Annotated in this window: 14 protein-coding genes; 3 read left to right on the top strand and 11 right to left on the bottom strand. The window is 62.6% G+C overall.

Annotated elements, in window-relative coordinates; all coding sequences use genetic code 11:
• The first annotated feature begins 57 nt into the window (after positions 1–57).
• Positions 58–1,077, top strand: coding sequence for an extracellular solute-binding protein (locus HH303_RS02775; protein WP_169623668.1), 1,020 nt, complete (start codon positions 58–60; stop codon positions 1,075–1,077).
• A gap of 102 nt (positions 1,078–1,179) precedes the next feature.
• Here the strand turns inward: HH303_RS02775 and HH303_RS02770 are convergent, their stop codons facing one another.
• On the bottom strand, positions 1,180–2,439 hold the full coding sequence (locus tag HH303_RS02770) for a flavin-containing monooxygenase (RefSeq protein ID WP_169623667.1): 1,260 nt from the start codon (positions 2,437–2,439) through the stop codon (positions 1,180–1,182).
• 336 nt (positions 2,440–2,775) lie between these two features.
• Between HH303_RS02770 and HH303_RS02765 the strand changes: the two genes are divergently transcribed.
• Together HH303_RS02765 and argE are read left to right on the top strand one after the other, a co-directional pair.
• The gene (locus HH303_RS02765; RefSeq protein ID WP_169623666.1) at positions 2,776–4,845 is read left to right on the top strand and encodes an oxidoreductase; all 2,070 of its coding nucleotides are present in this window, start codon (positions 2,776–2,778) and stop codon (positions 4,843–4,845) included.
• 4 nt (positions 4,846–4,849) lie between these two features.
• A complete protein-coding gene (argE, locus tag HH303_RS02760) occupies positions 4,850–6,043 on the top strand; it encodes an acetylornithine deacetylase (RefSeq protein ID WP_227421478.1) in 1,194 nt (397 codons plus the stop codon).
• Between the two features lie 4 nt (positions 6,044–6,047).
• Here the strand turns inward: argE and HH303_RS02755 are convergent, their stop codons facing one another.
• The 10 genes from HH303_RS02755 to HH303_RS02710 form a co-directional block, all read right to left on the bottom strand.
• Positions 6,048–6,809, bottom strand: a complete 762-nt coding sequence (locus HH303_RS02755; protein WP_169623665.1) for an HpcH/HpaI aldolase family protein — start codon at positions 6,807–6,809, stop codon at positions 6,048–6,050.
• Between the two features lie 7 nt (positions 6,810–6,816).
• Positions 6,817–7,599, bottom strand: a complete 783-nt coding sequence (locus HH303_RS02750) for an FAA hydrolase family protein (protein WP_169623664.1) — start codon at positions 7,597–7,599, stop codon at positions 6,817–6,819.
• Positions 7,600–7,622: 23 nt separating this feature from the next.
• Positions 7,623–9,077 carry a 2-hydroxymuconic semialdehyde dehydrogenase gene (locus tag HH303_RS02745; RefSeq protein WP_169623663.1) on the bottom strand — a complete coding sequence of 485 codons (1,455 nt, stop codon included), beginning with the start codon at positions 9,075–9,077 and terminating at the stop codon, positions 7,623–7,625.
• A 46-nt stretch (positions 9,078–9,123) separates the two neighbouring features.
• Positions 9,124–9,825, bottom strand: coding sequence for a class II aldolase/adducin family protein (locus HH303_RS02740; RefSeq protein ID WP_169623662.1), 702 nt, complete (start codon positions 9,823–9,825; stop codon positions 9,124–9,126).
• A gap of 5 nt (positions 9,826–9,830) precedes the next feature.
• Positions 9,831–10,688 (bottom strand): VOC family protein, encoded by an 858-nt coding sequence (locus HH303_RS02735; protein ID WP_169623661.1) that lies wholly within the window; start codon positions 10,686–10,688, stop codon positions 9,831–9,833.
• A gap of 13 nt (positions 10,689–10,701) precedes the next feature.
• Positions 10,702–11,568, bottom strand: a complete 867-nt coding sequence (locus HH303_RS02730; protein WP_169623660.1) for a VOC family protein — start codon at positions 11,566–11,568, stop codon at positions 10,702–10,704.
• 68 nt (positions 11,569–11,636) lie between these two features.
• The gene (locus tag HH303_RS02725) at positions 11,637–12,617 is read right to left on the bottom strand and encodes a TRAP transporter substrate-binding protein (RefSeq protein WP_169623659.1); all 981 of its coding nucleotides are present in this window, start codon (positions 12,615–12,617) and stop codon (positions 11,637–11,639) included.
• On the bottom strand, positions 12,532–13,584 hold the full coding sequence (locus tag HH303_RS02720; protein ID WP_169623658.1) for a 3-hydroxyacyl-CoA dehydrogenase NAD-binding domain-containing protein: 1,053 nt from the start codon (positions 13,582–13,584) through the stop codon (positions 12,532–12,534). Before HH303_RS02720 ends, HH303_RS02725 begins: the two co-directional genes overlap by 86 nt.
• Entirely contained in the window at positions 13,581–14,855 is a 1,275-nt protein-coding gene (locus HH303_RS02715) for a TRAP transporter large permease (protein WP_169623657.1), read from the bottom strand. The genes HH303_RS02720 and HH303_RS02715 overlap by 4 nt, the downstream gene beginning before the upstream one ends.
• Positions 14,855–15,457 carry a TRAP transporter small permease gene (locus tag HH303_RS02710; protein WP_319637289.1) on the bottom strand — a complete coding sequence of 201 codons (603 nt, stop codon included), beginning with the start codon at positions 15,455–15,457 and terminating at the stop codon, positions 14,855–14,857. The genes HH303_RS02715 and HH303_RS02710 overlap by 1 nt, the downstream gene beginning before the upstream one ends.
• Positions 15,458–15,491 lie beyond the last annotated feature (34 nt).

The following is a 15,491-nucleotide window of genomic DNA, read 5'->3' as shown; positions in this document are numbered from 1 at the left end:
TGCCGGGGCGAGGAGGGTCCCGGCGCCAACCAAGTAAACCCAAACAGGAGAGACTTCATGAAAAAGACACTTCTTCTCGGCGCGGTTCTTTCCGTTGCCATGATTACCCAGGCGCAGGCCGAAGGGACGTTGAACATTTACGCGTGGTCGGATTCCATCGCCCCGGAACTGATTGAGAAGTTCCAGGCGGAAACCGGCGCGACGGTCAATGTCGACGGCTTCAATTCCAACGAAGACGCGCTGACCAAACTGCAGGCCGGTTCGTCGGGCTACGACATCGTCACCCCGTCCCAGCACTTTGTGAAGATCATGGTCGACGAAGGCCTGCTGGAAGACATCGGCGCCACGGATCTGGCGGCCTATGGCCAGTTGGACGACCGTTGGAAGGGCCAGTGGTGGGACCCGGAAAACAAGTACTCCATTCCGCTCGCCTACGGCACCGCCGGGTACACCGTGAACCGCGACCTGTATAAAGGCCCGGTTGACAGCTGGTCCGTCTATTTCGAGCCGCCGGCGGAATTGCAGGGCAAAATCGCCTCGCTGTCCTATCCGGATGAAGTTGTCGGCGCGGCGCAGCTTTACCTCGGCATCCCGTTCTGCACCGAAGACAAGGCGGAGATGAAGAAGGTCTACGACCTGCTGATGGCGCAGAAGCCCTATGTTGCGGCCTATACCTCCGACAATATCGAAAACCGTATCGGGTCCGGTGAAGTCGCGGCCCATTTCTGGTGGGACGGCAACACCCTGCGCACCCGCAACAGCGGTGCGAATATCGAATACGCGATGCCGAAGGAAGGCCTCGTCGGCTGGCTCGACAGCTTCGTCGTGCCGAAGGGTGCAGAGAATGTGGACCTCGCGAAGCAGTTCATCGACTTCATGTCCACCGTCGAAAACGCGACGATCCAATACAACTACTACGCCCACTCCTCGCCGGTCGAAATCGACGTGTCGAAAGCGGCTTATACGCCGGAGAACGCGCCGGAACTGTTCCCGACCGTGCCGGTCGAATTCTCCAAGGCCTGCAGCCCGGCGGCCCAGGACCTGGTGACCAAGGTCTGGACCGACCTTCTGCAGTAATCGGTCCTGCCTGACCCAACCATCAGGCGGATAAAAGAGAACCGCGCCCCGAGAGATCGGGGCGCGGTTTTCGATTCCGGCTGTGATACTCTTGAGGCCCGACTAGCCGCGGGCGGCGGCGTCGTAGACCGCGTATTTGTTCTGCTTGAAGATATGGTCGGCCAGATATTTGGCGTCGTGCCAGACGCCGTAAATGAACGACGATCCCCGCTTTTGCAGCCAGGGCAGGCCGACGAAATACAGGCCCGGTTCCTTCGATACGCCGCGCTGATGGATCGGTTTTCCCTTGTCGTCGAAGACATCGACCTTCAGCCAACCGTAATCGAGCGCATAGCCGGTGGCCCAGACGATGGCGGTGATTCCGGCTTCCGCCATATCCAGGGACAGGATCGGATCGGTCACGCAGGGCGGGTCGGCGTCGATGATATAGGCCTCCGGTTCTTCCGGCAGATCGAGGCCGTATTTGTCGGTGAAGGCATCCGCCTGCCTCAGAACCGACAGATAATTTTCGTCCCCGACGGCGATGTTGGCGGCAAGATCGGGGGCGAATGTCATCACGCCGTCCTTGTAGGAATTCGTGATCCCGACGAGCGTGATCCCCTGCGTGGCCAGCCGTCGGAAGTCGATGGTTTCCCCGCCATGCGCGCCGCTGACGGCGATGGTGACGTGTTCGCTGCCTTCCTTCGGCACCTCACGGTCCCATTCGCCCAGAACGCCCAGCCACCAGACGTAATCGCGTCCGCGATAAGCGCGCGGCGGGCGGTGGTGTGGGCCTACGGAAATATAGACCTTCTTTCCCGCGCGGTTCAGCTCGTCGGCGATCTGCACGCCGGAAGCGCCGCCGCCGACGACGAGGACACCGCCGTTCGGCAATTGCGCCGGGTTGCGGTAGTCGCAGGAATGAATCTGCATCAGGCCGGACGTCTCCGGGACGATCGGCGGGATGACGGGTCGCTGAAACGGCCCGGTCGCGGCGACGACATTGTCGGCCTCTATCACGCCGTCACTGGTCTCCACGACGAAGCCGATCCCCCCGTCCCGCCGTTTGACCGACGTGACCTCGATCCCGCATCGGATCGGGGCCTGAATTTTTTCGGCATAGGCGGCGAAATAGTCGGCGACCGTTTCCTTTGGCGGGAAGGCGTCCGGGTCGGTGTTCGGGAAGGTCATGCCCGGAAAACGATCGTGCCAGGCCGGTCCGTTGGCGACCAGGGAATCCCACCGCCCCGACCGCCAGCGCTCGGCGATCCGACCGCGCTCCAGCACCAGATGCGGCACGCCGCAAGCGCTTAGATGTTCGCTCATGGCCACACCGGCTTGTCCCCCACCGATGACAAGCGTGTTTATCGTCTCAACCGGCATATCCGTTTAATTTCCTTATCGTTTCGCGTTCAGGCGTGTTTCAGTAATCGGCGGGATGCCGGGTGTAACGGTAGGCGATTAGACTAGGGGAACCGTTGGTTCGGGATAACTACTAAATCACGAAGCATTGCTTGGGCTGTCGCTAATCGCCGGATGGAAAGGTAAGCCGATGCGGCGACGTTCCGGCGTTAGGTTCATCCTAACCGGCGATTCCGAAAGCCAGTCTTTTCTGGGGCTGGCTACCCTGTATTTTCGACCGATGCCGAATGGCGGGGTGGACGTGTTGGAAAGCCCGCGATCCGTCGAGATTCTTTTAGGAAGCAGGGGAGGGTGAAGGTGCGCGACGCTCGATACGATGTTCTGTTCCAGCCGATGCAGATCGGTCCGGTCACGGCGAAAAACAGGTTCTATCAGGTCCCGCACTGTAACGGCGGTGGGTATCGCGATCCGTCGGCGGCGGCGGCGATGCGCGGCGTGAAGTCGGAAGGCGGCTGGGGCGTTATTTTCACCGAACAGTGTGAAATGCACCACACGTCGGAAATCACCCCCTTCATCGAACTGCGCCTGTGGGACGACCGCGATATCCCGCAATTGGCCAAGATGGCGGACCGGATGAAGGAACACGGCGCGCTGGCCGGAATCCAGTTGGCCTATTCCGGAATCAACGGGCCGAACCTGTATACGAAGGAAGTGCCGCTGGCGCCGTCCGCCCTGCCGATCCGGACCTTCACCAACGATCCGGTTCAGGCGCGGGCGCTGACCCTGTCCGAAATCCGCGACCTGCGCCGATGGTTCGTGAACGCGGTGAAGCGCGCGAAAATCGCCGGATTCGATCTGGTCTGCCTGTATGGCGCGCATGGCTTCGGCATTTTCCAACATTTCCTCAGCCGCGCGACGAACCAGCGCACGGATGAATATGGCGGCAGTCTGGAAAACCGGACCCGCTTCGTGAACGAGGTCGTGGCGGATATCCGCGATGCCGTTGGCGATACGATGGGCATTACGCTGCGGGTAAGCCTGGACGAGACGATCGGCGATCTGGGCTTTTCCAATGCGGAGGTTCGCGAATTCGTCGATATGAACCGCAACCTGCCGGACCTGTGGGACCTGGCCCATGGCGCGTGGGAGGATTGCTCCGGCCCGTCGCGGTTCAAGGAGGAAGCGGCCCAGCATGCGCTGGTCGACGGCATCCATAAACTGACAGACCGGCCCATCGTCGGGGTGGGGCGCTTCACCTCCCCCGATGTGATGGTGAAGATGATTACGTCCGGGACGTTGGACTTCATCGGCTGCGCGCGGCCGTCCATCGCCGACCCGTTCCTGCCTAAGAAGGTGGAAGAAGGCCGGATCGAAGACATCCGCGAATGCATCGGCTGTAACATCTGCATTACCGGCGATATGACCATGTCGATCAGCCGCTGCACCCAGAACCCGACCTTTATGGAAGAATGGCGCAAGGGCTGGCACCCGGAAAACATGAACCCGAAGGGGGACAGCAACAATGTGCTGGTCGTCGGGGCCGGCCCCGCCGGGCTGGAGGCTGCCTGGGCGCTGTGCCGTCGCGGCTATGACGTTGCCCTGGCGGAGGCACGATCCGAACTGGGCGGGCGCGTGGCGCGTGAATGCAAGCTGCCGGGACTGAACGCCTGGGGCCGGGTGCGGGACTACCGCGCTTATCAATTGAGCCAGCGCGGCAATGTCGAAACCTATCTGGACAGTACGTTGGGCGCGGACGAGATCCTGGAATTCGGATTCGAACATGTGGCGCTGGCAACCGGCGCGACCTGGCGGCGGGACGGCGTGTCGCGTCAGCATGTCGTGCCGATGCCGATTGCGAACGGCGCGACGGTACTGACGCCGGACGACCTGATGGACGGCACGGTTCCGACGGGGACTGTCGTCGTTTATGACGACGACCACTATTACATGGGTGGGGTCCTTGCCGAACTACTGGCGTCCAAGGGGGCGTCGGTCACGCTGATCACGCCGTCGGCCTATGTCTCCGATTGGACGTTGAACACGTTGGAACAGGCTGCCATCCACGCCCGTTTGGTCGAATTGGGCGTAACCATTGTCCTCAATCGCGGGGTCACGGAAATCGCGGCGGACCATGTCGTCAGCAATTGCGTCTATACCGGACGAACCGAAACCTACGCTGCGGATGCTGTCGTCATGGTCGCGTCCCGGATCGGCGAAAGCGCCGTCTATGACGCCCTGTTGGCGCGGTCGGACGAATGGGCGGATGCGGGGATCAAATCCGTGACCCTGTTCGGCGATGCGGAAGCGGCGGGCCCGATTGCCTGGGCGACCTATGCCGGACACCGGTATGCACGGGAATTGGACGGGCCGGATCGGGGCGACGCGCTGCCCTTCCGCCGCGAGATTGCGGAACTGGCCGCGGACTGACAGCATGGGCGACATGACGGATACGATCTCTATTCTGGAACGTTTGGTCTCTTTTCCGACGGTCAGCGCGGACAGCAATCTGGCGCTGATCGATTTTGTCGAATCCTACCTGACGGAACGCGGTTTCGCCGTGCATCGGACGGTGAATGAGGACGGCACGAAGGCGGGGCTGTTCGCCCGGCTCACCCCGAAAGATGGGGCAGTGGACGGCGCTGTGGACGGGGCTGTGGACGGGGCGGGCGTGTTGCTGTCCGCGCATTCCGATGTCGTCCCGGTGGCGGGACAGAATTGGCATGTCGATCCGTTCACGCTGACGGCGGAGGACGACAAGCTGTACGGTCGCGGCACAACGGATATGAAGGGGTTCCTGGCCGCGATGCTGTCGCTGGCGGACCGCGCGTCGAAAGTCGACCTGAAGTCCCCGCTGTCGCTGGCCGTGTCTTACGACGAGGAAGTGGGCTGCGTCGGCATTCGCCGGATGATCGACGACATGGAACCGGGCATCGGCCTGCCGGACCTGTGCATCATCGGCGAACCGACGGACATGCAACCGACCATCGGCCATAAGGGCAAGCTGTCCTTACGCGCGACCTGCATCGGGCAGAGCGGCCATTCCGCCTTGGCGCCGCAATTCGTCAACGCGCTGCATCTGGCAAGCGAATTCGTGATCGGGCTGACGGCGCTGCAAGAGACGATTGCCGAGAGCGGCCTTAAGGACGAGGCCTATAGCGTGCCTTATTCGACCATCCATGTCGGGACGCTGTCGGGCGGTACGGCCCTGAACATCGTACCCGACCGGGCGGATATCGAATTTGAAATCCGTCATCTGGCTGCCGACGATCCCGACGCCCTGCTCGCCCGTGTGGTGGAGGTCGCGCGGGAGATTGAGGATCGGTATCGCCCCCGGTTCGACGGTGCGGAAATCCGCATCGACCGGGTCGGCGGATATCCCGGCCTGGATATGCCCGCCGCCCATGCGGCGGTGGATCGCGTGCGGGCGCTGTCCGGCGTGAATTCGATCGGCAAGGTCGCCTTCGGGACGGAGGCCGGGTTCTTCGCCGAACGCGGCATCCCCACCGTCGTTTGCGGCCCCGGCTCCATGGAAGGGCAGGGCCACAAACCGGATGAATATGTCACGCGGGATCAACTGGCGGCCTGCGACCGGATGCTCGACCGGCTGCTGGACCAATTGACCTAAGCGCTTAACGCATATTGGACAATAGCGTCGCGGCCCCGGTCGCCAATAGGCGCAGGTCGATGCCGCAGGCCACGAAGCCGAAACCCCAATCCAGATAGCGTTTCGCATCGTCGACGGATGTCGCCAGAATCCCCGGTGCTTTCCCGGCATCTCGTATGACCTGCGCCGCATTTTTGATCGCGGCCTGAACGTCCGGGTGTGCCGGATTGCCCAAATGCCCCATGGAGGCCGACAGGTCGGACGGGCCGATGAAGACGCCGTCTACGCCCTCGGTCGCGGCGATCTGCGGCAATCGGGACAAGGCCGCGCCGGTTTCCACCTGGACCAGGATGCACAATTCTTCCTGCGCGCGGTGCAGGTAGTCCGGGATACGGCCATAGCCGCTGGCCCGGGTCGCGCCGGCGACACCGCGAATGCCATGCGGGGGATAGCGGCAACTGGACACGGCGGCGGCTGCCTCGTCCTCGTTCTCCACGAAGGGGATCAGAACGGTTTGCGCCCCGATATCCAGAACCCGCTTCAAGAGAACCTTGTCGTTCCAGGGCGGCCGCACCGCCGCCATGGACGGGCCCGCCGCCGACGCTTGCAACAGGGGCAGCAGGTCCGCGATTTCCAGCGGCGAATGTTCGGCATCGATCAACAGCCAATCGAATCCGACATTGGACAGCATTTCCAGCACGATCGGGCTGCACAGGCTGCTCCACAGGCCCAGTTGCGGTTGTCCCGCCTTCAGCCCGGCCTTGAACGCGTTTTTCTTCAGTTCCATCGATGCCTCACACGAATTGAACGGCGACGCTGCCCAGCGGTCCGAAATCGGCGTGAAGGGTATCGCCCTTCTTGGCCCAGACAGGCCGGGTAAACGACCCGGACAGCATCATATGGCCCGGCTCCAATGTCACGTCGAACGGCGCCAATTTGTTGGCCAGCCAGGCGACGGCCATGGCCGGATGACCCAGGACGCCCGCGGCAAGACCTGTCTCCTCAATCCCAGAATTGCGATAGAAGATCGCGCCGACCCAGCGCAGATCGACATCTTCCGGCCGGACCGGACGGCCGCCCAAAACCAGCCCCGCCGCCGCGCCGTTATCGGCCACGGTATCGAAAATCCGGCGCGGTTCGGTGACGCGCGCGTCGATGATTTCGATGGACGGGACGACCCATTCCGTGGCGCGCAGGACATCGACCAGCCCGACATTGGGGCCTTTTAGCGGTTCCTTCAGGATGAAGGTCAATTCCGGTTCAACGCGCGGCACGCAGAAGTTTTCGAACGGCACACAGGCGCCGTCGTCCAGCAGCAAATCGTCGAAGATGTAACCGTAATCCGGCTCGTCGATCTTGGACGCCGCCTGCATGGCCTTGGAAGTCAGGCCGATCTTGTGGCCGATGACCTTGCGCCCGTCGGCGACGAACTTGTCCGCGACCATGGAGGAAATGGCGTAGCTGTCCTCGATTTCGATATCGGGAAACATCTCCGACGGGCGCTCGCCCTGGATCTTCGTTTCGTGGGATTTCAGCAGGGACGCGACCGCGGCCGTGCGTTGTTCTTCGGTAAGCATGGATTTGTCCTCCGGCGCCGTCGTTACAGCTTGATGCAGACGTTGCGCAGTTCCGTGTAGAATTCGAGAGAATGGATGCCGCCTTCACGGCCGATGCCGGATCGCTTCGACCCGCCGAACGGGGTGCGCAGATCTCGCAGGAACCAGCAGTTCACCCAGGTGATCCCGGAATCGACCTGCGCCGCCACGCGATGCGCGCGGGTCAGATTCGTCGTCCAGATCGACGCGGCAAGGCCATAGGGGCTGGCATTCGCGAGGGCGACGGCTTCGTCCTCGTCATCGAAGGGCATCAGATGGGTGCAGGGGCCGAAGATTTCGTCCGTCACGACGGCGGAATCCGCGGACAGCCCGGTCCAGACCGTGGGCTCCACCCAATAGCCGCCGGGAAAGCCGTCGACATCGGGGACGCCGCCGCCCGCGACGATCGTCGCCCCGTCGGCCCGCGCCTTGTCATAGAAACCCAGCACCTTGCGGCGATGTTCCGCGCTGATCAGCGGTCCCATACCGGTTGCCTTGTCGAATGGGTCGCCGAATTTATAGGCTTTCGCCTTCGCGCCCAGTTTCTCGACCAATTCATCAAAGATGCCGCGCTGGACATAAACCCGTTCGGTACCCAGGCAGACCTGACCCGTATTGGCGAAACAGGACCGGCCCAGACCTTCCAGCGTCGCGTCGATATCGGCATCGTCGAACACGACAGCCGGGTTCTTGCCGCCCAGTTCCAGCGACACGGGACGTACTCCGTTCGACGCCGCGGCCATGATCGCTTCTCCCGTCACCGTCTCGCCGGTGAAGGTTATCGCGTCGACATCCGGGTGGCTGGTCAGGAATTCGCCGGTGCTGCCGCCGCCGAAACCGTGCACGACGTTATAGACGCCGTGCGGGATACCGACGGCATTCATCACCTCGCCCAGCAGGGTCGCGGTGGTCGGCGTTTCTTCCGACGGTTTGACGACCACGGTATTGCCGCAGGCCAGCGCCGGGGCGACCTTCCAGGTCATCAGCAATAGCGGCAGGTTCCAGGGGCAGACGACGCCAATGACGCCGCGCGGCATGCGCAGGGCGTAATTCAGTGCCCCGTTGCCGTCGGGCGTCGCCATCTGAAACGTTTCGGTCGACACCGTGGCGATCTGATCCGCGAAGACGTTGAAATTGGCCGCACCGCGCGGGATGTCGATATGGCTGGCGATGGAAATCGGCTTGCCGGTGTCCTTGATTTCGGCGGATAGGAATTCGTCGAACCGCGCCTGAATACCGTCCGCGAGTTTGCGCAGAAGGGCGATCCGTTCGGCCACCGACATTTTACCCCATGGGCCGGTCAAGGCCTTCTTCGCGGCGCGAACCGCGCGGTCGACCTCGTCCTGCCCCGCGCAGGAAACGGCGGATACGACCTCTCCCGTCGCCGGGAAGCGGTTTTCGAAATCCGGTTCGCTGCCATCGACGAATTGCCCGTCGATGAAGTTCTGTACCCTGTTCACCACAACATCCTCTCTGTCTGAAAATCGATCCCGGTCAGGAAAGCGTCTAGGAATCCTTTCGGGAAACCTCCGGGTCGCCGTCGGTCAGGTAAGTCCACATTCGCTCGAAAATCTGTCCGGCCTTGGTTGCGCGTTGCTCCGCCTCCGCCTGGGAAATCACCGGCGCGCTGTCGGCCAGTCCGGTACGCAGGGCCTCCAATTCGATGCGGCAGGCATCTTCCAGATACCAGGCCAGCACGACGGCTTCTTCCAAACTGTCGCCCGCTGTCACCGCGCCGTTGCCGCGCATCATAACCCCGGCGGATTGTCCCATGGCGGCGATGACGCCCTGTGCCTTTTCATCGTCGCGGATCAGTTGCGGGTCGTTCCACAAACCGGCGCCCGGCTTGAAATAAGTGCCGAAACCGTTGCGCATGGCAGGGACACGGCCAAGGGCCGCCAGCGCCATCATCTGCGGCGACATGAACCGCACGACGCCGCCCGCTTCCGGCCGGGTCCGGTACAGATGCTGGTGCAGGCGAACTTCGCCCAACACGCCATCGGGCAGGGGACCGTGTACCGGCACGCGGGTGCACGCCTCTCCAACGTCCGTCAGACCCATGGGCTTGGCCGGGCAGACCAGGAAACTATCCGCATCCAATCGTGCGGAACAATGGCCATAGGCATGGACAAGACCGTGCCGCCCCAGCGCGCGCGCGGCGATACGGACCGTCCGGGTCAGCGTGCTTTCGGTTACGCTATCGCTCATCCGCATCAATCCTTGAAGGCCGCGATATTCGGACGCGATCCCCATTGGCAGAAGCCGGTCGGTTCGAAGGGGAACTGACGGTTATGCCAGCCCGGCTCGTCATGGATTTCCCGCACGCCGGACGAATATTCGAAGGTCAGTCCGTTCGGGCCGCTGAAATACAGGAACTTCGCCGACGACGTCGGATGGCGGCCGGGACCGAAGGTGATGTTGACCTGCCGTTCCTTCAGGAAATTCCAGGACCGTTGAATGTCGTCGGCGGTTTCCACCTGATGGTTGATGTGCTGGATCCCCGGTTTGTGGAACGGGAACAGCGCGATCGTGTGATGGATCGCCCCCAGCCGCATCAGCGGCGCGTCACCGATCCGGTCGGATACCCGCGCGTTGCACACGGTGGTCCAGAATTCCTCGTCCCGGGCCGGGTCGGTCGTGCACAGGCCGACATGGCTGAACCCGGTGATCCCGGCGTCTCGGGTACCGTGATAGCGGCGACTGGATTGCGTCGGGCGGACGACCAGTTCGATGCGGTTTCCGGTCGGGTCCTTGAAGCGGATGAAGTCGCGGACATGGCGCGCCTCGCATTCGGCGGCGCTGCCTTGTTCGACATCCATGCTCAAGGTGTCCAGCGTGTTGGCGGCGGCCTGCAGGTCGGCGGCGCTGCCGACCTCGAACGCCGTTACCTGATCTTCCGGGTCGCCTTCGAAATAGCACAGCGTGTGATCGCGGATGTCGGATTTGAAATGGATCGCGTCCTTGCGGCGTTCCGACACTTCCAGGCCCAGAATGCCGACGGCGAAGCTTTCGGCTTCCTCCAGATCGGCAGTGCCCAACCGGCAATAGACGACGTCTTTGAGATCGATCATATCCAATCCTCCCTTACGTCCGGGTGCCCAGGAATTCGGGCTGGTCCGTCGGTGATCCCCAGGCGCAGAAGGAGGCCGGGGCGGCCGGGTATTGGCGGGGGATGCGCGTCGTTACGGCATCGCCCTGCGCCATATCCGCGCCATAGGTGAACAGAATCCCGCGCGGACCGCGCGCGGTGACGAATATCTTGTCGGAAACGGGTTCCTTCCCCGGTCCCTGAACGACAGGGATCTGATGACCCTGAAAATAGTAATAACCCTGCATGACGTTGTTCAGCTCTTCGACTTCGAATTCGATGCCGAACAAACCATCCGTCTTTGACGGGTAAATCGCGATGCGGTGATGTTTGTCATCCAGCCGCAGATAGCAGGCGTCGCCCGCCCAATCGGAAACGGTCAGACCGACGGCATCCGTCCAGAAAGCCTCATCCGCCGCGATATCGGTGGAGGTCAGCGATACGGCCAGCAGATCGACGATGCCTGCATCGCGTGGCCCGTGATAGCGCCAACCGGAATGCAGCGGACGCCAGACGATTTCGACGGTAACGCCATTCGGCGCGCGGCAGGCGATGCCCGCCTTGATCTGACGCGCGGCGCAGGCGGTTTCATCCAGTTCGATGACGGTGACATTCGCCTTCGTCAGCCGGTCGGCGGCGTTGGCAAGGTCGGCCTTGGTGCCGACGGTCAGGGCGACGGCATCCTCTCCTGATGACGGATCGATGCAGACCGAATAGGCGCGATGATCGGACCGGAAATATTGCCGTCCGTCGCTTTCCCCAGCGGCCTGAAGTCCGATCGTATCGTGCAGGAAGGCGCCCATGGACGGCGTGTCCTTGGATGCGATCCGGATATAGCGCAAGTCGCGATACTGTATTGTCACCGTCTTTCCTCCCATTCCCCGGCCGTTGCCGGTTCCGGCATCACCACCGGAACCGGCAAGTGCAGGGCTTACAGACCGGCTGCTTCCGCTTCGAGCTTCTTCAGCATCGGCGCGCGTTCGCGCCATTCGGCATACCAGTCGTCAATCGCGGAACCGAAGAAGTTGCGGTCGATGGTAACCACCGGGACCGACGTCGTCTTCAATTTCGCCAGATAGTCCGCATCGATCGCGGCGTAGGAATGCACCAATTCGTCCAGGTGCCGTTTCACGACTTCCGTGACGACAGCGCGGTCGTCTTCCGACATGGCGGCCCAGCGGCGGGCCGACGCGACGGCGATCATCGGGAACATCATGTGGTTGGATTCGACGATCGCGCCCGCATGGTCGTAGTATTTCGTGTTCCAGGTGCCTTCGAAATCGATCTGCATGCCGTCGACCTGACCGTTGGCGAAGGCGTCATACAGCGCAGGCAGGGGCATCGGGGTCGGCGTCGCGCCGATCTTGGTCCAGAAGTCGAGTTCCGGCTTGAACGGGATGGTGCGGACCTTCTTGCCCGCCAGGTCGGCGACGGTTTCGACCTTGTCGCGCATCACGATCTGCCGCATCCCGGCCATGCCGTAGCCCAGGCCGACGACGCCGAACTTGCTGACCCCGTCCAATAGTTCCGTGGCGGTCGACCCTTTCAAAAGCGTCCGGGCACCGGCCACGTCCTTGACGATATAGGGGGCCAGGAAAATGCCGTAATTGTCATCGCGGTTCGCAAATTCGCCCAGTGTCAGGAAGGCAAAATCCAGGGCGCCGGTCTGCAGCTGTTGCAGCATGGCGGCCTCGTTCCCCAACTGACCGCTGGGGAAGATCAGCATGTTGACGCTGTCGCCGGTCTTGTCCTTGACCTCCGCCGCGACCTCATTCGCGGTGACGGTCCATTTATGCGGCGGCGGTGTGATCAGGCCGACGCGATAGTCATCGGCGGTGGCCGTCTGCAGGGATAGTACCGTCGTCAGCGTCCCAACGGCGACCGCCCCGAAAAGTTTGGTTATCTTGGACATTCTCTATTCCTCCCTTGGAAGTATCGACTGTTTCGTTTGTCGGATCCTGTTGCACCGCGCCCATGACGCGGGGTACCAGCCGATCGCGTCTTGCGGCGATTTCGGCGCTCGTTCGGCCGTCTCTGGCGGCCTTCATTCCCTCCACCAGGAGGGCACGATTTTCAGGGGTCAGGCGCGGCGTTCCCAGCGAGTCCCACCATCGGTCGACCTCGTCGCCCAGATCGTCGAAGAATTTCGCCAAACCGCCGTCGCCGCCTGCCAGATCGAAAATGGTCGTCGGTCCGACGACGGACCAACGCGGGCCCAGGCCCTGTGTCACCGCGCGTTCGATATCGGCGACGGAGGCAACGCCGAGTGTCGCCATATGCACCGCCTCGCGCCACAGCGCGGCCTGCAAGCGGTTGACCAGATGGCCCGGCAGTTCCTTGTTCACGCGCAGGACCGTCTTGCCCGCCGCCTCGTAGACGGTTTGGGCGGCGCTCAGGAAATCCGGCGTGGTCTGCTTGCCGCCCCCCAGTTCGACGACGGGCATCAGATAGGGCGGATTGCACGGATGACCGATGACCACGCGTTGCGGACGGCGCAACCCGTCCTGGATTTCACTGGCCGTATAGCCGGACGAACTGGACGCGATCACGACATCGTCGGAAACGTGGTCTTCGACGGCGCAAAGGCTATCCCGTTTCAGAGGCAGGCGTTCGGGCAAGGCTTCCTGCACGAAGTCGATGGGGCCATTCACCGCGTCCAGGGACAGGCAATGCACCGGTGCGATCGGGTCGGAAACACAGGTTCCCAGGTCGCGTATGATCGGCACGGCCTTGTCGAACAGCCCGGCGATCATTTCCGCGCTGTCCGGGTTCGGGTCGACGACGCTGACGCGCGCACCCGCCCCGGCGAAGCCCGCGGCCCATCCGGCGCCGATCGTCCCACCACCGAGGACGAGGATATGGAAGCCCGTCAAAGTCATCCCAGCCAATCCTTCAGACCGGTCGTCAGGATCGGGAAGAAGGCCAGCAGCACCAGAACGGCCACGGAAGACAGGAAGAACGGGATCAACAGGCGGGCGATCCGTTCGGCCCGGACCTGCCCCATCAGCGCGGCGGTGAACAGGCCGGTGCCGACCGGCGGGGTCAGCAATCCCAGCGTCAGGTTAAGGCAGACGATGACGCCGAACTGGAACGGGTCGATATGGTAGACGTCGGTTGCGACCGGCAGCAGCACCGGCACGACCAGAATGATCGCCGGGATCGGATCGGTCACGGTGCCGAGTCCGAGCAGGATCAGGTTCAGCATCAAAAGGAACAGGATCGGCGATGTGGTCAGTTGTTCCAACCAAGCCGCGACCAGGGCGGGCAGGTTTTCGAAGGTGATGACCCAACTGAAGACCTGCGCCGCCGCGATCAGGAACAGGACGACGGCGGAACTGCGCGCGGCGCTCATGCAGGCCGGGAACAGATCGCGGACGGTCATTTCCTTATAGACGAACAGGCCGATCAAGACGGCGGCCAGCGTGGCGATGGCCGCGGCTTCCGTCGGGGTGGCGATGCCGCCCAGGATGGTGCCGATGATCGTTGCCGGAATGGCGACGGCGGGCAGGGCGTCCAGCACGGGTTTCAACCGCTCCCGGAACGGCAACGGATCGGTCTTCGGGAAACCGTGAATTCGGCCCAGCAAGGCGATGGCTGCCAGGAAGGACGTGAACAGCATCACGCCCGGCAGGATTCCCGAAATGAACAAGTCGCCGATGGGCATTTGCGCGATCACGCCGAAGATGATGAACAGCATCGACGGCGGTACGATAGGGGCCAACAGCCCGCCCGCCGCCGTGATCGCGACGGACAGATCACGGGGATAGCCCGCCTTTTCCATTTCCGGCACGGCGATCTTGGACATGATCGTGATTTGCGCGACGGCGGTCCCCAGGATGGACGCCATGACCATATTTGCGATCAGGTTCACATAGGCGAGGCCGCCGCGCACCGATCCCAGCATGGCCAAGGCCATGGCCATCAGGCGTCGCCCGATCCCGCCCGCATTCATGAATTCGCCCAGCAGGATGAATAAAGGCAGGGCCAACAGGCCGTAGTTTTCCAATCCGCCATACAGTTGCTGGGCATAGGATTGGAACAGGACCGTATTGCCGCTGACGACGATGAAAACCATGGCCGTGGCGGCCAATACCAGGGCGATGGGCAACCCGACGATCAGAAAGGCGAAGAACCAACCGGCGACTGCCATCACGCATCCTCCCGAACGGCGCACAGCGTGCCCGTCAGATTGGCACTGGCGTGCAACAGCGCGGTTGAACAGAAGACCGGTAGGACCAGCCAGAACCAGACCTTGCGGATGCCGATCGTCGTCGTCGGTTCGTCATACAGGAAATTGAAGGTCGCGGCGGCATAGGCCGCCCGGCTTTCCGCCGCCAAAATGCCCAGCGGATCGAACCAGCGCCACAGGATCACGGCGAGGGCGCCGATGAACAGGATCACCATCAGGTCCACGCCGACGACCAACACGGTTCGGCCCGGGCCGCGCAAGGCGTCGCGCAACAGGGTCACGGCGATATGTTCGCGTTCTCGGATGGCGATGGAAGCACCGAAGAATGCGCCGACGATCATGAAATGAACGGCCAGTTCGTCGATCCAGATGACGGGGATGCTCAACATACGGGTGACGACATTCGCGATCAGCAGGCAGAAGATCGCCGCGACGAACGCACCTGCAATCCGCTTTTCAAGCCAAACCACCCGGTCGCTTGCCGCCCTTAAGAATCCTGTTTCCACAGCGGCCCCTCGATGGGGCTGCGCGATGGAATCGGACGGCTGTGATTGCCCCGCCACGAACCGTTTCCTCCAGATTGTCTTCTCTTTGTTG

Source organism: Pacificispira spongiicola, from assembly GCF_012926505.1.
Lineage (GTDB): Bacteria > Pseudomonadota > Alphaproteobacteria > UBA8366 > Aestuariispiraceae > Pacificispira > Pacificispira spongiicola.
This window is presented reverse-complemented; position numbering and strand designations above follow the sequence as displayed.